Origin of the sequence: Butyrivibrio sp., from assembly GCF_017635265.1 — a bacterium.
GTDB lineage: Bacteria > Bacillota > Clostridia > Lachnospirales > Lachnospiraceae > Butyrivibrio.
Map to the genome: position 1 here is coordinate 1 of NZ_JAGBLU010000015.1, position 20,814 is coordinate 20,814.

At 39.8% G+C, this 20,814-nt stretch carries 19 protein-coding genes; 2 read left to right on the forward strand and 17 right to left on the reverse strand.

Features of this window, described 5'->3' with window-relative positions; all coding sequences use genetic code 11:
• The 4 genes from J6O61_RS01995 to J6O61_RS02010 all read right to left on the reverse strand — a co-directional run.
• On the reverse strand, positions 1-1,422 hold a 1,422-nt coding region (locus tag J6O61_RS01995; protein WP_292208942.1), incomplete at its 3' end, for a pyruvate, phosphate dikinase.
• Positions 1,423-1,460: 38 nt separating this feature from the next.
• Positions 1,461-2,360 carry a glycerophosphodiester phosphodiesterase family protein gene (locus J6O61_RS02000; RefSeq protein WP_292208944.1) on the reverse strand — a complete coding sequence of 300 codons (900 nt, stop codon included), beginning with the start codon at positions 2,358-2,360 and terminating at the stop codon, positions 1,461-1,463.
• A 388-nt stretch (positions 2,361-2,748) separates the two neighbouring features.
• On the reverse strand, positions 2,749-4,779 hold the full coding sequence (locus J6O61_RS02005; RefSeq protein WP_292208946.1) for a glycoside hydrolase family 31 protein: 2,031 nt from the start codon (positions 4,777-4,779) through the stop codon (positions 2,749-2,751).
• A 9-nt stretch (positions 4,780-4,788) separates the two neighbouring features.
• Complete coding sequence (locus J6O61_RS02010; RefSeq protein ID WP_292208947.1) at positions 4,789-6,726, reverse strand: beta-L-arabinofuranosidase domain-containing protein; 1,938 nt, start codon at positions 6,724-6,726, stop codon at positions 4,789-4,791.
• Between the two features lie 271 nt (positions 6,727-6,997).
• Between J6O61_RS02010 and J6O61_RS02015 the strand changes: the two genes are divergently transcribed.
• Positions 6,998-7,894, forward strand: coding sequence for an AraC family transcriptional regulator (locus J6O61_RS02015; protein WP_292208950.1), 897 nt, complete (start codon positions 6,998-7,000; stop codon positions 7,892-7,894).
• A 31-nt stretch (positions 7,895-7,925) separates the two neighbouring features.
• Here the strand turns inward: J6O61_RS02015 and J6O61_RS02020 are convergent, their stop codons facing one another.
• Genes J6O61_RS02020 through J6O61_RS02030 form a run of 3 tightly spaced genes read right to left on the reverse strand, consistent with a single transcriptional unit; the run spans position 7,926 to position 9,355 of the window.
• Positions 7,926-8,492, reverse strand: a complete 567-nt coding sequence (locus tag J6O61_RS02020; RefSeq protein ID WP_292208953.1) for a chromate transporter — start codon at positions 8,490-8,492, stop codon at positions 7,926-7,928.
• Positions 8,489-9,046, reverse strand: a complete 558-nt coding sequence (locus tag J6O61_RS02025) for a chromate transporter (protein ID WP_292208956.1) — start codon at positions 9,044-9,046, stop codon at positions 8,489-8,491. Before J6O61_RS02025 ends, J6O61_RS02020 begins: the two co-directional genes overlap by 4 nt.
• A gap of 60 nt (positions 9,047-9,106) precedes the next feature.
• A complete protein-coding gene (locus tag J6O61_RS02030; RefSeq protein WP_292208958.1) occupies positions 9,107-9,355 on the reverse strand; it encodes a GlsB/YeaQ/YmgE family stress response membrane protein in 249 nt (82 codons plus the stop codon).
• A gap of 221 nt (positions 9,356-9,576) precedes the next feature.
• Here J6O61_RS02030 and trxA point away from each other — a divergent pair, with 221 nt between their 5' ends.
• Positions 9,577-9,894: a thioredoxin gene (trxA, locus tag J6O61_RS02035; protein WP_292208960.1), complete on the forward strand. Its 318-nt coding sequence runs from the start codon at positions 9,577-9,579 to the stop codon at positions 9,892-9,894.
• A gap of 64 nt (positions 9,895-9,958) precedes the next feature.
• On the opposite strand, the gene J6O61_RS02040 is transcribed toward trxA, so the two are convergent.
• The 10 genes from J6O61_RS02040 to trpC form a co-directional block, all read right to left on the reverse strand.
• The gene (locus J6O61_RS02040; protein ID WP_292208962.1) at positions 9,959-12,337 is read right to left on the reverse strand and encodes a hypothetical protein; all 2,379 of its coding nucleotides are present in this window, start codon (positions 12,335-12,337) and stop codon (positions 9,959-9,961) included.
• An 84-nt stretch (positions 12,338-12,421) separates the two neighbouring features.
• Positions 12,422-13,675 (reverse strand): sensor histidine kinase, encoded by a 1,254-nt coding sequence (locus tag J6O61_RS02045; RefSeq protein WP_292208965.1) that lies wholly within the window; start codon positions 13,673-13,675, stop codon positions 12,422-12,424.
• On the reverse strand, positions 13,672-14,367 hold the full coding sequence (locus J6O61_RS02050) for a response regulator transcription factor (protein ID WP_292208969.1): 696 nt from the start codon (positions 14,365-14,367) through the stop codon (positions 13,672-13,674). The genes J6O61_RS02045 and J6O61_RS02050 overlap by 4 nt, the downstream gene beginning before the upstream one ends.
• A 100-nt stretch (positions 14,368-14,467) precedes the next feature.
• A complete protein-coding gene (locus tag J6O61_RS02055) occupies positions 14,468-15,235 on the reverse strand; it encodes a ZIP family metal transporter (protein ID WP_292208971.1) in 768 nt (255 codons plus the stop codon).
• Between the two features lie 69 nt (positions 15,236-15,304).
• Complete coding sequence (locus J6O61_RS02060) at positions 15,305-15,871, reverse strand: anthranilate synthase component II (protein WP_292208974.1); 567 nt, start codon at positions 15,869-15,871, stop codon at positions 15,305-15,307.
• Complete coding sequence (trpE, locus tag J6O61_RS02065; RefSeq protein WP_292208977.1) at positions 15,868-17,334, reverse strand: anthranilate synthase component I; 1,467 nt, start codon at positions 17,332-17,334, stop codon at positions 15,868-15,870. The genes J6O61_RS02060 and trpE overlap by 4 nt, the downstream gene beginning before the upstream one ends.
• Before the next feature lie 39 nt (positions 17,335-17,373).
• A complete protein-coding gene (gene trpA, locus J6O61_RS02070; RefSeq protein WP_292208980.1) occupies positions 17,374-18,141 on the reverse strand; it encodes a tryptophan synthase subunit alpha in 768 nt (255 codons plus the stop codon).
• Positions 18,134-19,324 (reverse strand): tryptophan synthase subunit beta, encoded by a 1,191-nt coding sequence (trpB, locus tag J6O61_RS02075; RefSeq protein WP_292209070.1) that lies wholly within the window; start codon positions 19,322-19,324, stop codon positions 18,134-18,136. The genes trpA and trpB overlap by 8 nt, the downstream gene beginning before the upstream one ends.
• Positions 19,325-19,355: 31 nt before the next feature.
• Complete coding sequence (locus J6O61_RS02080; protein WP_292208982.1) at positions 19,356-19,964, reverse strand: phosphoribosylanthranilate isomerase; 609 nt, start codon at positions 19,962-19,964, stop codon at positions 19,356-19,358.
• A gap of 15 nt (positions 19,965-19,979) precedes the next feature.
• On the reverse strand, positions 19,980-20,759 hold the full coding sequence (gene trpC / locus J6O61_RS02085; RefSeq protein ID WP_292208985.1) for an indole-3-glycerol phosphate synthase TrpC: 780 nt from the start codon (positions 20,757-20,759) through the stop codon (positions 19,980-19,982).
• Positions 20,760-20,814: the final 55 nt, after the last annotated feature.

Below are 20,814 nucleotides of genomic sequence, written 5' to 3' on the forward strand. Positions count from 1 at the left end.
ACAACCTGATACGCAGCACTCACCCATACCACGAGCAACTACGGCAGCGTGTGATGTCATACCACCACGAACTGTAAGGATACCCTGAGCAGCCTTCATACCTGTGATATCTTCTGGAGATGTCTCAAGACGAACAAGAACAACCTTCTCGCCTCTTGCAGCCCATTCTACAGCGTCATCAGCTGTGAATACAATCTTACCGCAAGCAGCTCCCGGTGATGCACCAAGACCTTTTCCAAGTGGTGTTGCAGCCTTTAAAGCAGCAGCATCGAACTGTGGATGAAGAAGTGTATCAAGGTTTCTTGGATCGATCATTGCTACAGCTTCTTCTGGAGTCTTGTGTCCCTCATCAACGAGGTCGCAGGCGATCTTAAGAGCAGCAGGAGCTGTTCTCTTACCATTACGGCACTGAAGCATGTAAAGCTTCTTATTTTCAACTGTGAACTCCATATCCTGCATATCGTGGTAGTGATTCTCAAGAGTCTCACAAACCTTGATGAACTCAGCATATGCTTCTGGGAATTCTTTTTCCATCTGAGCGATTGGCATAGGTGTACGAACACCGGCAACTACGTCCTCACCCTGAGCATTGATAAGGAACTCGCCCATAAGTTTATTCTCACCTGTTGCAGGGTCACGAGTAAATGCAACACCTGTACCAGATTCATTGTTAAGGTTACCGAATACCATAGGCATTACGTTAACAGCTGTTCCCCATGAATATGGGATATCGTTATCACGACGATATACGTTAGCACGAGGGTTATCCCATGAACGGAATACAGCCTCGATAGCAAGCTTAAGCTGCTCTACAGGATCTGAAGGGAAGTCCTTGCCAAGCTGTTTCTTGTACTCAGCCTTGAACTGTTCAGCAAGCTCTTTAAGATCTGCTGCTGTAAGATCAACGTCAAACTTAACACCCTTCTTCTCTTTCATCTCGTCGATAAGCTGCTCGAAGTACTTCTTACCAACTTCCATAACTACATCTGAGAACATCTGAATGAAACGACGGTATGAATCATATACGAAACGCTCGAATGCAGGATCAGGATTGCCCTTGATCATTGCTGCTACAACGTCGTCGTTAAGACCGAGGTTGAGGATTGTGTCCATCATACCCGGCATAGATGCACGAGCACCTGAACGTACAGAAACAAGAAGAGGATTCTGAAGATCTCCGAATTTCTTACCGTTGATCTCTTCCATCTTCTTAACGCCTTCCATAGCCTGAGCCATGATCTCGTCGTTAATCTTACGTCCATCTTCATAATACTGTGTGCAGGCCTCTGTTGTGATTGTGAAGCCCTGTGGTACCGGGAGTCCGATGCTTGTCATTTCAGCAAGGTTAGCACCCTTACCACCAAGAAGGTTACGCATTGTCATGTTACCTTCACTGAACATATAAACCCACTTGTTCGCCATGTTTTTACCTTTACCCTTTCAAAACTAATAATAATTATTTATAATTTAGCTCCGGTTTTCGGAACGAAACTATCAAAAATGAAAATATCAAAATTCTTTTTGGCTCTCTCAAGCTCTTCTTCAGACTTTATAGTCCAGGCTGCAGCAACATTCTTGTATAAACTTCTGCATAATCTTCTGGATATATTGTCTGCATATTTGTGATTGTATGCGATAAAATCCGGTTTGGTTATAAAGTTCAAAAGCAAATTTGTAAGAATGAAATACATAGGTCCCTTAAACTCATCCGGCTTGTCCTTGTGAAATGCATCTGAAAGCTGTCCTCTCATAACCTCCGGATGATTCTTCCTGTACCAGTGAACTCCCAATGGGTTAAAGGATTCAATACAGTACAGTCCGTTGTAAGTAGCAAGCATTTTATCAACTACTCCGCATAAAGACAGGTCTGTAAATTCAATCTTAAGTTCAACTATGAGCGGAACCTTGCCGTTTACAAGCTTAAGGAAATCTTCAAACTTAGGAATCTTTTCTTCTGAATCAAGCAGGTGAAAAGCCATTAACTCGTCATATGTATAGTCTATAACTTTCCCTTTTACTCCAATTGAACCATCTTCATTAATAACGGCATCTTCAGGAGCTTTACCTTCTTCATATCTGGCAACTCTGGCCAGCGTAAAATCATGAAAAATCACCGGCACATTATCCTTTGTCAGCTGCACGTCGCACTCTATTCCGAATCCACCATCAACAGCCTTTTTGAAAGCAACCATTGAATTTTCGGGAGCATCGGATGTATTATCGTGCAATCCCCTGTGTGCATAAAGAACTTTTGTGAAAGGTTCCCTTGAAGGCCTGTGTATCATTCTGGGCATTATCATAAGGAAATACAATACTGCAATCACCGGAACAATAATAGCTAAAACCTTCAAAAAAAACATATACTCACTTCCCAAGTTAAATATCAACGCTCCGTTAATTTATATACGTAACGCGTCCGCTAAATATTTTACAGCCATATTTCATATAAAGCAATATTATTTTATTAGGAAATTACAACAGCTTAAACGTTTAAATAAATTAAAAACATGCATAGTATCACATTTTAAAAGCGGCGTACAATCAAATGGTGATTGAATGCCGCTTTCAAGGAGTTCTTGCATTTTGCAATTATACATGCAAATTTTTTTCAACAAATTGTGTCAATACAATTACAGATACCAAATATTGTTGTCTTTAATTATAAAAATTATGTAAACTTGCATTTTATAGCCTTTTTAGAAAGTTTTCTTGCATTTTTACGTTTGCTCAAATAGTTATTATCGTTATTTAAAACATAAAATTCAATTCTTTATCCTCTCTATAGAATACAGGAAGTCTTTCTATTGGCGCATCAGCTGCAATATCCTGACCGCCGGCAAATTTTTCACCGGTAAATGCATTAATCCAATTACATCCTGAAGGAAGGTAGACATTTCTTTTGACTTGTCCTTTATGACATATCGGCGCAACCAGCAGATTACCTCCAAACATGTATTCATCGGTAATGTTCCATGTTCTCTCATCCTGTGGAAATTCAAAGAACAACGTTCTGATAACAGGCTTTCCGGTTTCTGAAGCTTCTTTCATTATAGAGCGGATATAGTCCCTCATGCTCTCTCTTATTTCTATAAAACGTTTCATTATATGGTAATTCTTTTCACCATAGCTCCAGATTTCATTGGCTGCTCCCGTAACTTCACGCTCTTCCCCCGCCTTATTGATTATCTTACTGTGAGGGAGCCTGCTGCCGTGCATCCTCATAACAGGGCAAAAGCATCCAAACTGGAACCATCTGATAAGAAGCTCCCTGAATTCTTCGCTGTCAACTTCTCCGCCGTGGAATCCTCCGATATCCGTTGTCCACCATGGAATACCTGCAATTCCCATCTGAAGCCCGGCTACTATCTGTTTCCTGAAATCCTCCCATGAGGACATGATATCCCCGGACCATACAAGAGCTCCATATCTCTGGCTTCCAACCCACGCACACCTTATAAGATTGACAATTGTTTCCTGACCGTTTTCTTTTTGTCCTTCGTAAAAGAGCCTTGCATATTCTCTTGGATATATATTGCCTGTTTCCAAAACAGATCCTGCAAAATACTGATAATTTTCATAATCATATCCCGTAAACTCAGGCTCGGCCTCATCAAGCCAAAAGGTATTGATTCCCAGATCTGCATAATTCTTTTTTACTTTATTCCACACATACTTTCTGGTTCTGGGATTGGTTGCATCCATAAAGAGATTGTCTCCATGGAAAACCATCTGGACATCAACTCCGGAGCGGCTCTTAACAAGAAGTCCCTGCTGCTTCATTTCCGGGTAATTCTCACTTCTGATATCAACCTGCGGCCAGAATGAAACCATGCACTCTATTCCCATGCTCTTTAGCTCATCGATCATTTTCTTGGGATTTGGGAAATACTCTGTGTCAAATCGCCAATCGCCGCATCTTGGCCAGTGATAATAGTCAATAACAAGTACATCCACAGGAACGCCTCTTTTGTGGTACTCTCTTGCTATATCCAAAACCTGCTCTTCATTGTAATAGCGAAGCTTGCATTGCCAGTACCCAAGGCCATACTCCGGCATCATAGGCGCTCTTCCGACTACTGCTGTAAAGTTTGTTATTATCTCCTGCGGCGTGTCCCCTGCTGTAATCCAATAGTCAAGCTGCTTTGTTTCCTCTGCAACCCACTCTGTTGTATCAAGTCCAAAGTGTACTTCCCCAATTGCAGGATTGTTCCACAAAAATCCATATCCTTTGTCAGAAAGAACAAACGGTATACTCGCCTGTGAATTTCTATGTGCCAATTCCAGATTGCACCCTTTTAAATTCATTCGTTCCTGCTGATACTGTCCCATTCCATAAAGCTTCTCGCAACTATCCGAGCTAAATCTGACCTTCAACCTGAAATTATCGCCGCTTATTCTTTTAAAACTCCTTGCCTTTAAAGAGAGTGCACCGCCATTGGGTATTTCTTCAAGAAGAAGTTTTCCTGTTTTAGTCTCATAAAAAGATATTCTCAAAGCATTTCCCCAAGGCTGAACAAAGCACCTTGCAGTTATATTGCCATTTGTTATGGTTGCTCTCCTGCCCGGATCGGCGTCGCCTTCGCTTCCGTCTGTCTTTGAAACATCGATATCAGCCGTAATTTTATTTTCCGGTTCAAGCAGTCCGTAGTTTATATCACTTATATCTCCCAGAAATACACTTCGAACCCTGAAACTACTTTCTCCCCAGGGTTCAATCTGAAGTGTTTCTCCATTTTCGCGAAATACTAATTTACCATCTTCATTTGAAAAAAACTGCATTTTTTCACCTCACGCTTTCAGATGCCAATATATTCCGTAGCTTTCTTTATACTGATTAAAATGAGTAGTAAACACAAGATTTTTGTCGGTTCCTGTCAGATCAAATTCCATTTCGCCATCTCTTTTAACAAGATGCCTGTCAAGATTCTCAAGGAATTCACCAACGGATTTTTCATCTAATATATTAATATCATCATTATCAACACACTTTGACTCTGCCACACTTACATTTACACCATGTGACCTGCATTCCATTTTCTTGTTTCCAAGTCTTGCAGAGAGCACAAATGGTCCATAACAGAATGCAAAAGAGCTTTCATTATCAACAAGACCGCTGTAATACGTTCCCATAGGCAAGGTGACTTCTATATTCGCACCGGAACTTATCATTTCGCTTTTTATAATATAAAATCCTTCGCATTCCCTTAGTACAACAGAAGTATTATCTACCCTGATAAGAGCCTTACCATTAAGCCATGTAGGAATCCTAAGATATATATCATCTTTTACTGTTTTTCCCTGCTTTGGCTCTATATTTATCCTAACCACATCAGATTTTGTAAGATCACATTCCTGTATAAGAACATAATCTTCAAGTTCAAGCTTTGACGCAAGGTAAAGAGCTACAGCAAGTTTTCCCTCTGTTCTGTAATAGATGCCACACTGAAGCTTTGTAAAATTCTCATATCCTGTTCCTGTACAGCACCAGAAATTCCCGTCAAGAGTGTTAAATACCTTAAAGTAACCTGTAGCCATTGGCTGAAAATAAGTGGTAAATCCGCTTTCATGGTTTTGAGATGCCATGATTGCATTTATAAGTGTCTTTTCGGAATAATCAAGATATTTCTTTTTCCCTGTGGCCGCAAAAAGCCTTCTTGAAAGCTTAAGCATGTTGTAAGTATTACAGGTCTCATTATTTACATTGGTTCTCTCGGCATCAAGAACATCATCCTCGCCAAAATGTTCGTTCTCGCTGTTTCCACCTGTTACATAGGTATGTTTCCCAACTACCATCTCCCAGTAGCTTTCAGCATACTCAAGGTATCTTTTTTCGGATCTGTCAGCCTCATACCTTGCAAGCGCACCTATAAACTTTGGAATCATAGTATTGGCATGCATGTTATTTAAGACATTACTTTTGCCGGACAAAACATCTTCAAAAAGCTCGATTTCATCGAAGCTATGAGCAGCAGCAAAATATTCCCCAAAATCAGGTTCATATTCTTCGCCACCATTATTCTTTAAATCTTTGTTAATCTCATAAAGCTCATACAGGCAATCATTCATTCCGCCATATTCGATACCAAGTACCGTTCTCTTAGTGCCTGTATTCCACTTTTTAGTTCTTCTTGATATCCAAAGTCCCAGGCTGTTTGCAATTTCAAGAGCAGTTTTATTTCCCGCAAGTTTAAAAGCTGCATTAAGTCCGCTCAAAATCTTATGCATCGTATACCACGGCACCCAGGCCTGGGTAAATATATCCTGTTTTCCTCTCTCCACATTATCAAACTGCAAAGCAGGGTTATCTATAAAATCCTGATTGATGAGTGAAGCTCCAAATATATATCCTTCGTAGCTGGTACCACATGTCAGCTTCTGGCACTCTTTCAGCCCGTCTATCAGATAGTCAAGGCGCTCTTTTACCTCACCCTGTTCAGATATTGATAATCCCAGATTTATCTGTGCCTGCGAAAGAGCCTTGATGTAATGCCCAAGTGTGTGTCCGGCAATAAGACCATCTTCCCAGCCGCCATATCGTTTTTTCCCTTTCATTAGTATTTTTTTAGAGTTTTCATCAATCCCACCAATGATTGAAGCAGTCTCTCTGAACCCGGCAAGAAGCCTGTCAGGATCCAAAAGCAGCATATTTTTCACATCAAGGTGAAGCGCTTCATCGAAGTATCTGTCTGTAACCTCTACGCTTTTCAAATTTGTTAATTCCCACATTTTCTGTTATCCTCTCAATATGCATATTGCACTATAAAAAGGTTAGCATTTCCGCTGTTTTAGTAAAATAGCACAATGATAGAAAGGGTGTAATTTTAGAACATCTTCAAGTTACCTTGTTTTTGTGATATTATTGATGCAAGTAGAGATCAATGTGTAAATTTCATTCGCATTTTGTGTCATTTTTCTACATTTAGTGTCAAAATATGAATATTTTTTTTTCCCATGATGTATCAACGAATAGTTAAATGCTTGTGAAAGGTAGAAAAATATGGCTTTCAGGAAATTTGCTGCAAAAGCACCACATCTTTTAATATTCCCCAAAAATCAAATCTATTGTTACTTAAGAAGTGGTAAATTCAAAGCTCTTTCTAAGGATTGGAAACACGAGAAGATGCCTTTGGAATTTGATTACGAAATGATTGTAGTCACAGAGGGGACACTTTTTTTAAGATATATGGATGAGGATTTTACTGTATCAACAGGGAATTATCTGATACTTCCACCAAGTACGTCAAGCCGCATAGGATTTAAGAAAGCTTACTGCTCTTTTTACTGGATCCATTTTACAGCTGACCTTGGCTTGTTTCCTGCCAGAGTTGATTCAAGCAGCATTGGTTCGTACAAAAGAGGTAACTGCTTTCTTATGCCGCAAACAGGAATTGTTCCAAAACTTGAAAAGATGATTGTTCAGATGAAACAGCTCCAGGATCTTGAAAGAAACAACTATCCTGACATAGCATTAAACGCATCTACCACAGCAATTATTACAGAGCTTTACGGACAACTGCAGATAGAGTCATCTCTCGAAAAAAATCCATTGGGAAATAATCAGATTTATTCTGATATAGCAGATTATATCAGAAGCAATATTACTAAGAACATAAAAATCAGTGAAATAGCTGAAGAATTTGGATATAGCCCCAAATACCTTTCTAACCTATTCAGTAAGGTACAGGGCATATCTCTTAAACAGTTTATTATCCAGCAAAAGATTGAGACAGCCTGCTACTACCTTACTGACAGCGACAAAACCATCACAGAAATATCAGCAGAACTTGGTTTTTCTGACATGCACAATTTTTCAAGGACCTTTAAAAATGTCATAGGTCTTCCGCCAAAAGTATATCGAAACACCTACGCAAAAAGACTCTTGTACCATGAATAAGAAGCATTATTAGTGAGATCTCTTTCAATTATTACAAAACCAAATAGACTGCCAGTTCCACTACGCCGCACATGACCATAACAAGAATCGGGTTCAGCTTTAGTTTTCTTAATGCAAAGACAGACAATACAAATAAAACAAGCGGCCTTATTGATAGATTTCCCTCAGAAAAACCGATGCTTCCTGATTTAAAAACAGTTGGAATAAGAATTGATAAGCCTGCTGCGAATATCATAGAAACCACTGCCGGGCGAAGTGAAATGAGGGCATCCTTTAAAAGGGGCATCTCTTTATACCTTGCATACAACAGGGCAAGTACCGTAACAAAGATACATGAAGGAAGAATTACTCCTATTGTTGCAACTGTTGCGCCCAAAATACCTGCGGTCTGATTGCCCACAAAGGTTGCAGCATTTACAGCAATTGGTCCAGGTGTCATTTCAGCAATAGTTACCAGATCCGCAAACTCAGAAGATGAAAGCCAGCCATATTTATCAACAACCTGTCCGCTTATTAGCGGCATTGCCGCATAACCACCGCCAAAGCTGAATGCCCCAACCTGTAAAAAGGCAAAGAATAATTCCAAATATATACTCATACTCTTTTACCTCTCGATAAAATCAATGACCTGAAAACTCCTATTATCAAAGATGCAAATATCAAAAGAACTGCATTTACTTTAAAGTAATAATTCAAAACAAACGAAAGTATCATAACAATTATTAAGAGCAGGTCTTTCTTTTTTACTATTCCAAAGGCCATATCCCACACTACTGAAACAATCACAGCACTGACTCCTGCCTTCATTCCGAATAAAAGAGATTGTATATATGGATTAGTCTTAAAAATAGTATAGAATGCTGATACTACGGTCAAAATGACAAATGGCGGAATTATTGCCCCAAAGACAGCCACCGCAATTCCCGGGATTCCACAGATCTTATATCCTATGACGATTGCTCCGTTAACTGCAATGGGTCCCGGCGATGACTGGGCAATAGCTACATAATCAAGCATCTCTTCCTCATCTATCCACTTTAACTCATCTACAAATTTATTCTTTAAAAGCGTTATAATGACGTATCCTCCGCCAAATGTAAACGCACTTAAATATAATGTTGAAAAAAACAGTGTTCTTAACTTATCTTTCAAAATAAAGTCTCCCAAACGATATAAAAAACTCCGAAAGAGCTATCTTCCGGAGCTTTTTAATTACTTCAAAAGTTTCTTGCCGGCATAAATTACGATGCAGGAACCTATAACACCAACAATCAGGTTACCAATAATTCCGCTTCCATGAATTCCAACAAGTCCAAGAACAAGGTTTCCTACAAATCCACCTATAACACCTAGAATAATGTTTCTTAAAAGGCTTCCATCGTTATTCATGAATTTTCCGGCGATCCATCCGGCAATTGCACCAATAATAAGTCCTGTAATAAGACCCATTCCATTTATCATATTATTTGTCCCCTTTCAAATTCTTTTTTCAAAACATAGTATAGCATATGCTTTCAAATATACATATTTCTTTTTATGAAAATTACAGCCGGCCAAGCCTTTTCCAACAGCGATTTACCCCTCCCGAATAATTTTACAATTAAATTGTTGACAACTAAATTAAATTGTGTTAAATTTAATTTATCAAAAACAAATGCACGATTAAACGGAGGTAATTTACTATGGAATATAAATTTACAACAGCAAATTTCGAAGAGGAAGTTATCAAAAGTGATATCCCTGTTCTCGTAGATTTCTACGCAGACTGGTGTGGTCCTTGCAAAATGATGATGCCTGTAGTTGAAAAGATGGCAGAAAAGTATGATGGAAAGATCAAGGTAGGTAAGGTTAATTCTGATGAAGAAAACCAGCTTGCTGCTAAATATAACATAATGTCAATTCCAAGTTTCCTTTTATTTAAAAATGGCGAGCTTGTTGATACTCTTACCGGTGCAATGCCTGCTGATACTTTAGCCGGCAAACTTGATTCTTTATTATAATTTTTCCTCTAATTAAAATAGCTCCGTCTTGTATATTCAAGGCGGAGTTATTTTTTATTCCCTTTTATCCTTTATTAAACAGTTCTTCAAGTTCATCCTTATGTTCTTCAAGAACTTTGAGTACCCATTTACTCCAATGCCTTGCATCAGTCTCAGAATCACCGAATACATAATCTTCCTGACCATAATCTATAACATCAAAGCCCGGAGTTGTTTTGCTTGCGCCGTCTGTTCTGTAGCTTACAGCATCTGCAAGGGATATTGAAACATTGGATATATCATCATAGTTAACCCAGCTGCTTATATCTGTTCCTGTAGGCTCTGTTGCATCACCGTTAGTCGTCTGCTTTTGGGCAGCAGCCTTTGTGATCTTTACTGCTCCGTCAACGTATTCTCCATACATTGTATCGACTGTAAGAGATAATGATTCACCAAGTACTTCAGATGGAACATGTCCGCCATCCCACTGCCACTCAATAGTTGCATCTACACCTGCTGAAAGGAATGCAAGCTGTAAGTTAAGTGAGTTGAACATCGAAATATCACCTTCAGCAGCACCACAAACCATTCTAATCCATGTAGGATCATTTCCGTCGCTATCACCAATATAATTAAGCGGATTATAGAGTTCTACAATTACATTTCCATACTCATCGCCCGCATAGACTTCAGATACATCGCTCTGATAGGAAGCAAGCATTTCATCATAAGTAGCGTAATTAGAAGAATCCGTTGTACTGCCTGCAGCCTGAGTTGTACCTTCATCAGGAGTTCCTACATCCATTGTATCGCCTGCTGAATTTGCAGCAACATCTGAATTTGCAAAGCTTCTGTCCTCTGAAGTTGTTTCTGCATCTGCAGTTTCACCTTCACCGGAAGGTGCACCTTTCATGTTTCCACCGGGACCACCTGCTCCATCAGGCATACCTTCCATATCAAATCCAGCTTCTCCCGGGCCACCCATACCTCCGGGGCCGCCCATACCGCCTCTGGATGATGTACTCTTTGCATATCTTCCTTCTATAAATGCCGTAGCCTTATCTTCTGAAGTCATAGCAGCAACTTCTTCATCTGAAAGGGCATTTCCGTCGCTGTCAAACCATGTCCAGTCTTCAGCATAATCCAAATTATCCAGATACCACTGAAGGTTAGATGTAAACTCAGCAAGATAAAAATCTACATAGGTTCCGCCATATCCGTTTGTATCAGCATATTTGGTTTCATCATATTCTATTGACAGTTCAATTGTATCATCAGTATCTCCGTCTCCATTGATATCAAGGGATACATCAGCTTCATTAACTGAGAGGTTTTGATCATTGATATATGTCATATACTCCTCTGACAGATACTTGGCCATCTGCTCCTTAAACGAAGTACCAAAGTCATAGTCAGTATCCATGTAATACTCAAAAGCCATGGCCATATCTGCTTCGTAAAGAGAAGTTATAGGAGAATAAGCAACTGCTCCCCATGCGCCGTCTGAGAGGTCATAGGTTGTTCCGTCAATTGTAACCGTAGTGTCATATGTACCATCTTCATTAACATATACACCTACAGCTCCAACCTCTATCTGATAATCATAAAAATCCGAGTTATCAGAAGTTGCCGCAAACATTGTGGCATGAGCTCCGCCGCCGCTTCCTCCTGTAGATACAAAGTACTCTGTACTACCGGGGAGATTGCCGAGGAGAATGTTATATCTTACAAATCTGGCTGCTGCCTTCTGATCCACAAGACATGATGGTGCATCACCTGTATAGTATTCTTCACCATTCTCATCTGTGGCTGTATCATTTTTACCTCTGTTACCGCAGGAAACATTTATATAACCTTCTGCCGCATAGCTTGTAGATGCTGTAGTGTTTGTTGAAGAGCTGTAACCTGCTGCGCCTGTATTTACTATAACCGGTGCTGTGGAAGCAGTATATACCTGGCCGTTTGAACTTGTTACCTGTGCATCATAATCAATTACGAGCTGACCATGTACATCACTTTGATAATTCTGAGATGTAATATCTTCTACTCCGTCGCCGTCTGTATCTATTCCCTTAATATATGCTCCGGGAACGCAAACAGATACACCTTCTTCATCTTCAATTTCAGCATTTGCAACTGCTGTTACAATACTCATAACCCATGCATCTGCTTCAGAATCATAGGACCATGTTACTTCTTCATTATTCGCCAGATTAAGAGCATCCTCAATGGCCTGTCTCTCTTCCTGAGAAGTAGCTTCAAGTGAAGATGTAGCCTTTTCCTCATCAGTAGCTTCTGAATCTGTAGTTACAGAATCTGAAGATGCCTCTGATGCAGTTGTATCTGTCTCTTCACTTTTTGATGATACTGTATCAGCACTTGTTGTATCAGTGCTGCCGCAACCGATTACCTGGGCTGTAACAGCCGCTGTTGCGATAAGTGCCAGAATTTTCTTTCTATTCATGATAACCTCCATATGTATTCATGTGATGATCATATAATAGTAATAAAAGCTTAAAGAAACCTTGAAAGAAATTTAAAAAATATATTATCTGACCATAGGTAATTCTACAAAAAATGTTGTAATGCCATCTGCACACTTTACGCCGATATTTCCACCATGGTTTTCTGTTATTGCCTTGGCAATCGCAAGTCCAAGACCATAGTGTCCGTTGAGTTTCCTGGATGAATCCGTCCTGTAAAATCTTTCAAATATTTTTTCTATGTCATCAGGCGGGATTTCTTTTCCGGGATTGGACACTTCAAGAACCGCTTTTTTATCCGAAGCAAAAAGGTTAACACATATATTTTTATTTTTTTCAGAAGAAGTATCTGCATGTGAAATGGCATTATCTATAAGTGTTGACAACAATTTGCCAAGTTCATTTAAATCTCCTGATACATGAATATCAGGAGCAATACTACTTTCTATCAAAAGACCTTTCTCAAAAGCCACAGAATCAAAAGGAAGCATTCCTCCCATAACTGTTTTTGAAAAATCCACATCTTCTTTGACTGTTTCTATGTTTTCGGTTCTTGATAAATCAAGAAGCTCCTTTACCAGTTCCTTCATCCTATGATTTTCAAAAATGATGTTATCAAGCCATCTGTTATCTCCTATCTCCCGCTGCAAAAGCTCTGCGTTTGCACTTACTGTTGAAATAGGCGTTTTTAGTTCATGACCGGCATCGGAAATAAATAGTTTCTGCTTTTTATACATTTCATCAATTGGCTTCATTATCCCATCAGCAACTTTTAATGAAACAAAAAAAAGGATGACAAGCGCTGCACATCCATATATTACGGTATTTAGTATTAATGTCTTCATACTGCTGCTGATCAGGGTGTTATCCATCATTACAACATATGTATTATCATTTTTTTCTACCACCACATAAATAAGCCTTCCGCTTACTCCCCCGTTTCTTTCCCCGTCTGCAAGGGACTTTGCATATGCAGCAAGATCATCATTACTCATAAACGGCTTTACATCGTTCATAATATCAATAACTTCACCGTTTTCAGAAAAGCCGACAAGGTACATAACTGAGGCATCTTCAAACACCTTCATCTCAGGAATATCATCAGATTCATCCGGAACTCCTTTTGGTCCCTTTCCTTCCAGATAATCCTCCGCAAATACACGCAGCAGATTCTGACTGTTTCTGTAAACTGCGCTATATGTAGTAAAAAATATAATAAGCAAAGTTCCAAGTAATATCAGACCTAAAGCTCCCATTATGGTGGCAATTATTTTATTTCTCGATGATCTGAGGAGTTTATTCATATTTTGTCTGATCATGTTTCCTCCTTCTTTCGAAGTTCGTATCCAAGTCCTCTGACTGCCTTTATCTCCATGCATGAACCAAGAAACTGCAATTTCTTTCTGGTAAAAGATATATATACCTCCACATTGTTGTACTCTGCTTCGTTTTCATATCCCCAGATTTTTACGGCCAACTGCTCTTTGTTTATAATATTGCCTGCATTGCTTATAAAAATCTCCATTATATGAAGCTCTTTTTCTGACAGACGTATATCACCCCCTGTCTCGGTATTTATTAGCATGGACTTTGCCTGGTCCAGTTTTAGATCTCCTACAGTAAGCATTCCCATATCATCTGTTCTTTTGATATTTTCTCTTCTTAACATGGCACGTATCCTTGCAAGAAGTTCCCTTGTTTCAAAAGGTTTGGTAAGATAATCATCTGCCCCACTGTCAAGACCTGTAACCTTATCGTCAACATCGGACTTTGCGGTCAGCATAAGGATAGGCGTCTGTATTCCCGTCTTTCTGACAGTCTTTGCGATATCAAATCCATTTACCCCCGGAAGCATCACATCGAGAATAATAAGGTCATATATCCCGCTTCTTGCTGCATCCAAGCCTCCGTATCCTTCATAAAAAGGATCCACATCATATTTTTCCTGTCTTAAGATTGCACATATGGCATCGGACATTCTTTTTTCATCTTCAACAATTAAAAGCTTCATTCAGTATCTCCTTATATATCTCCCATAAGGATATTATACTAAATGAAGCTTTAAAAAAGATTGAATTTTGTTAATATATTCAGTTGCCGAACCGTAACTATCAGCCAAGTCCCACATCAAGAGCCATCATTATAATAAAGCCCAGCGCAAAGCTGATAGTCCCGATATTGGAATGCTTACCTTCTGCCATTTCAGGAATAAGCTCCTCTACTACCACGTATATCATGGCACCTGCTGCAAAGCTAAGGAAATATGGCATAAGCGGTACGAAAAAACCTGCTGCCAGTACAACCAAAGCAGCTCCCAAAGGTTCAACTATCCCTGACAAAACGCCATAAAGGAACGTCTTCCACTTAGTTTCACCCTCAGCCAAAAGAGGCATCGACACAATTGCTCCCTCAGGAAAGTTCTGAATGGCAATACCAATAGCCAGTGACAAGGCTCCAAGAAAACTGGTGGTTTCGCCTCCATATAGCCACCCCGCACATACAACACCGACAGCCATTCCTTCGGGAATGTTGTGAAGAGTTACTGCCAGTACCAGCTTTGTTGTCCTTTTAAGTCCCGACTTAACACCTTCTTCGCTGTTATCCATATGCATATGAGGGATCACTACATCCAGTATCAAAAGAAATAACATCCCGACAGCAAATCCAACCGATGAGGGAATAAAAGCAAACTTTCCCATATCTCCTGACTGTTCTATTGCAGGAATGAACAAACTAAAAAACGATGCCGAAACCATGACTCCCGCTGCAAAACCTGTGAAAGCTCTTTGAAGATTCTCACCTATACTGTTTTTAAAAAAGAAAACACATGCCGCTCCAAGACTGGTTCCAAGAAACGGAATAAGAATTACAGACCACATATATTAGCCCTCCTAACTCCATTATCTGCAATATAGCCTCATAGGGCAAGAAAAACATTATTGCCGCGGCTATATTTCCAGAAAGTTCTTAAGCATTTTCTTACCTTCCGGGGTAAGAATGGATTCAGGATGAAACTGAAGTCCGTAAACAGGATAAGTGTTATGACTTACAGCCATTATTTCACCCTCTACAGTTTTGGCGATCACTTTCAGCTCATCGGGAATGGTCTTTTCATCAGCTGCAAGAGAATGATATCTTGCAACAAAAGTCTCCTCTTCACATCCTGCAAATATCAAAGACTCCGTATCAAGTTTAGTAAGTGACTGCTTGCCGTGCATAAGCCTTTTGACATATGTTATCTCTGCGCCAAAGGCGGCACATATTGCCTGATGACCAAGGCAGACTCCCAAAATCGGAATTTCTCCCTTAAGCTCTTTTACCACATCTATTATCACTCCTGCATTTTCAGGTCTTCCCGGTCCCGGAGAAAGAATAATGTGGCTTGGCTTCATTTGTCTGATCTCATCAACAGTCTTCTCATCATTTCTTATAACTGTGATGTTCGGACTTATCTCACCTATATACTGATACAGGTTATAGGAAAAACTGTCATAATTGTCAATCAGTACTATCATATTTCTCCCTCCTGTGCCAGATCAAGTGCCGACAAACATGCTTTTGCCTTGTTGAGACACTCCTCATATTCATTTTCGGGTACCGAATCTGCTACTATTCCGGCGCCGCTTCTTACAAATACTTTGCCATTCTTTTTATAAAGAATCCTTATGGCTATGCAGGTATCCATATTGCCTGTAAAATCTATATAACCTATAGCGCCTCCGTAGATTCCCCTTTTATTATCCTCAAGTTCTCCTATAAGCTGGCAGGCTCTTATCTTGGGCGCACCTGACAAAGTGCCTGCAGGAAGTACCGATTCAATTGCATCTAGAGCATCCCTATCCTCACGTATCTGTCCACGGACCGTTGAGCCTATGTGCATAACATGAGAAAATCTGACAACCTGTCTTAAACTTTCAACTTCTACAGTTCCAAACCTGCTTATTTTTCCCAGATCATTTCTTCCAAGATCCACAAGCATGTTGTGTTCAGCAAGCTCCTTCTCATCTGCCAGCAGCTCTTTTTCCAGCCTTATGTCCTCCTCTTCAGAGCTTCCGCGTTTTCTCGTTCCCGCAAGAGGAAAAGTGTGAAGAATCCCGTCTTCAAGCTTTACAAGTGTCTCAGGAGAAGCCCCTGCAACCTCTATGTCAGTTCCTGAAAAATAGAACATGTAGGGCGATGGATTAACTGTCCTTAAAACTCTGTAAGTATCTAAAAGACTTCCTTTAAACGGAGCACTTAATCTGTTGGACAAAACTATCTGGAAAATATCACCTTCCCTGATATAGCTCTTGGCTTTTTCTACCATGCTGCAGTATTCATCCCGTGTAAAAAGAGCTGTGACTTCTCCAAGAAGCTCTCCCCTGGTGTTTTCTTTCTTTTTCCCTGTCTTAATAAGGTTCACAAGATTCTCAATTTCTCTGACTGCACCGTTATAGCCTTCCTCTTCATCTCCAAGAGTCATATTTACAATAACAATTATCTTTTGTTTAATATGGTCAAAGGCTATTACCTTGTCAAAAAGCATGAGATCTGCATCAAAAAAGCCTTCTGAATCCTGCACATTGACCTTGGTCTGTGGTTCGCTGTATTTTAAATAATCATAGGCAAAATATCCCACAAGTCCCCCTGTAAATGACGGAAGATTTTCAAGTCTGGGGCTTTTGTATTCAGATAGTACTTTCCTTATGTAGTCAGATGGATTTTCAGTTTCTATCGTAAGATCTCCAATCTGAATATTTCCATCCATACATGTTATGGAAAGCTTGGGTTCAAATCCCAAAAAGGTGTATCTTCCCCACCTCATATCTGCACTTGCCGATTCAAGCATATAGCAGTGTTTCGATACATTCTGTAATATCTTTAATGTTTCTATAGGTGTCGTAAAATCGGAGAGAATCTCGGTACTTATCGGAACAACCTTGAAATCTCCTTCTTTTTTGATTTCTTTTACCTGTTCATAGGTAGGATAAATTTTCATCTATTGTTTCCCCGTTATCAAAGCCCGCAAAGCGGATAGTCAAACTGCTTCCTTCATTTTTCTGACATACTCTCCGACTACCTTCGGAGCATTTTTTCCATGCTCTTTAATCAGCTTAATAATTGCTGAACCCACAATTGCACCGTCGGATATAGATGCCATTTTAGCTGCCTGGTCAGGAGTTGAAATTCCAAATCCGATGGCGCATGGAACATCTGTATTGTCCCTTATGACTTTCACTATAGAATCAAGGTCTGTTGTGATCTCAGTTCTTGTTCCCGTAACTCCCAGACTTGATACAAGATAGATATAGCCTTTGGCCTGTTTGGCAATCATTGAAATTCTGTCTTTTGATGTCGGTGCTATAAGGGATACAAGGTCTACATCATATTGACTGCATAGATCCTCAAATTCCCCCTTCTCTTCAAACGGGATATCAGGTAAAACAAGACCGTCTATGCCAATCTTGCTGCATATCTTTATGAATTTTTCAGCCCCGTAGGAATAAACAACATTGGCATAGGTCATAAAAGTCATAGGTACACTTACCTTTTCCCTTACCTCTTTTACCATGTCAAATATCTTATCAGTTGTAGTTCCGGCAGATAATGCACGGACGTTGGCTTCCTGAATGACAGGTCCCTCAGCTGTGGGATCGGAAAAGGGGATTCCAAGTTCTATTAAGTCTGCTCCTGCTTCTACCATCTCATATATACACTTTTTGGTTGTCTCAAGATCGGGATCTCCGCAGGTAATGAAAGGAATAAATGCCTTTCCGTTTTCAAAAGCTTTTTTTATATTACTCATTGATATCCTCCCCTCTGTAGCGGGCTATTGCCGCACAGTCCTTATCTCCTCTGCCTGAAATTGTGATTACTATTATTTTGTCCTTTGAAAGCTCTTTTGCCAGCTTCATGCCGTAAGCTACAGCATGAGAAGACTCTATAGCCGGAATAATTCCTTCCGTCTTTGACATATATTCAAATGCATTTACCGCTTCATCATCTGTTATGGCAACATATTCCGCTCTTCCGATATCGTGAAGGTATGCATGTTCAGGTCCGATTCCCGGATAATCAAGTCCGGCTGAAATGGAATAAACAGGGGCTATCTGTCCAAATTCGTCCTGACAAAAATATGACTTCATTCCATGGAATATGCCCTCACGACCTGTAGAAATTGTTGCTGCAGTTTCAAAAGTATCAACACCTCGCCCTGCTGCCTCACAGCCTATAAGCCTTACATCTTTATCCTCAATAAAGTTATAAAAGGTTCCAATGGCATTTGAGCCGCCTCCAACACAGGCTAAAACCGCATCAGGAAGCCTTCCCTCTTTTTCAAGAATCTGCTCTTTTATTTCCTTGGAAATAACTGCCTGAAAATCCCTTACTATGGTCGGAAAAGGGTGAGGTCCCATTACCGAGCCCAGGCAATAATGAGTATCATCTATTCTTCTGGTCCATTCTCTCATTGCCTCGGACACCGCATCCTTAAGTGTTGCCGTGCCTGTAGTAACAGGAACTACTTCCGCACCAAGGAGTCTCATTTTATATACATTAAGCGCCTGCCTCTTTGTGTCCTCTTCTCCCATGAACACAACACATTCCATTCCCATAAGAGCTGCGGCTGTAGCTGTAGCAACTCCGTGCTGACCGGCTCCTGTTTCTGCAATCAGCCTTGTCTTTCCCATCTTTTTAGCCAAAAGAGCCTGTCCCAACACGTTATTTATCTTGTGTGCTCCGGTGTGGTTTAAATCCTCTCTTTTTAAATATATCTTTGCTCCGCCCAGATCCTCAGTCATCTTTTTGGCGTAATACAACCTTGAAGGACGACCTGCATATTCATTTAAAAGCTCTGTAAGTTCCCTGTTAAAATCAGGATCATCCTTATATCTGTTGTACGCATTTTCAAGTTCTATTACTGCATTCATCAGTGTTTCAGGAATGTATTGGCCGCCGTGAATACCAAATCTTCCCTTTCTGTTTTCCATTGCTGCTTTCATTTCTTTGCTCCTTACATTCTTACATATTGGCTGCAAGTCTTACATTTGCTACAAAACTTCCCATTTTTGAGGCATCTTTATGGCCTGAAGTTTCAATTCCCGAGCTCACATCAACGCCGTAAGGCTTAATTCTCCGTACAGCTTCCCCTACATTCTCAGGCAAAAGACCTCCCGCCATAAAAAAAGGTCTGTTTATATTTTTTAAGAATTCCCAGTCAAAGCTTTTTCCTTCTCCAAGTCCCGCATCAAGCAGTACATAGTCTGCAATGCTCTCATTGGCACAAAAAACATCCTCTTCGTTTCTTATGATGAAAGCCTTGATTATGGGCTTATCAGTATGAAGTCTTAAATGATTTATATAGCTTTCACTTTCTTTTCCGTGAAGCTGTACTGCATCGATTATTCCCTTATTTAAAAGCTCTATAACCCTGTCAGGTTCCTCATCCACAAAAACTCCGACTGCTTTGATTTCTCTGTTTAAGTCTTTCTTAAGGCTTTCTGCTTTTGTTTCGTCAACATAGCGTTTACTCTTTTCCCAAAACACAAAGCCTATATAGTCCGGCTTAAAAATGTTGGCAGCCATTATATCTTCCCTGCTTTTTAATCCGCAAAATTTAATCTTAGTCATTTTGTTTTCTCTTTTTCAGGCTCCCTTTAGTACTTTCAAAGCCTCATTTTTATCTGCAGCCCTCATCAAAGTTTCACCCACAAGAACTGCGTCGGTTCCTATTTCTCTTAAAGCTTTAATGTCATCTGAAGTCTTTATGCCACTTTCGGAAACAAAAACAATATCCTTCGGAACCATGTCCCTAAGCTTTTTCCCCAGACTTATATCAACGCTAAAATCCTTAAGATTTCTGTTATTTACGCCGATTATCCTTGCTCCTGCATCTATGGCAATTCTGATCTCATTCTCATCATGACACTCCACAAGAGCTGAAATACCAAGTTCATCACATATTCCAAGATATTCTCTTATCTGTTTACTATCCAGTATCGAAACTATCAAAAGAACTGCCGAAGCCCCCAAACCAAAGGCTTCATAGATCATGTACTCATCAACCGTAAAGTCCTTTCTGATAATCGGAATGCTCACATTTTGGGCTATTTCCTTAAGATACTCATTTTTTCCAAGAAACCATTTGGGTTCAGTCAGGACAGATATTGCATCTGCCCCGGCCTTCTCATATTCTTTGGCTATATCCAGATAAGGAAAATCCTGCGCTATGATTCCTTTTGACGGAGATGCTTTTTTGCACTCGCAGATAAAAGCTATGTCTTTTTTTCTCAAAGCCTTTTCAAAAGAAAAATCACCTTTAGGAAGGTCAAATGCTTTTCTTTTCACTTCATCAAGCGATATCTTTTGTTTTTCCTTTGCAATCCTTATTTTCGTATACTCTGCAATTTCATCTAAAATATTCATCCCGCCTCCCGGCTTACGAAATGTAGAAAAATACCTTGATCATTTTGCTACATTT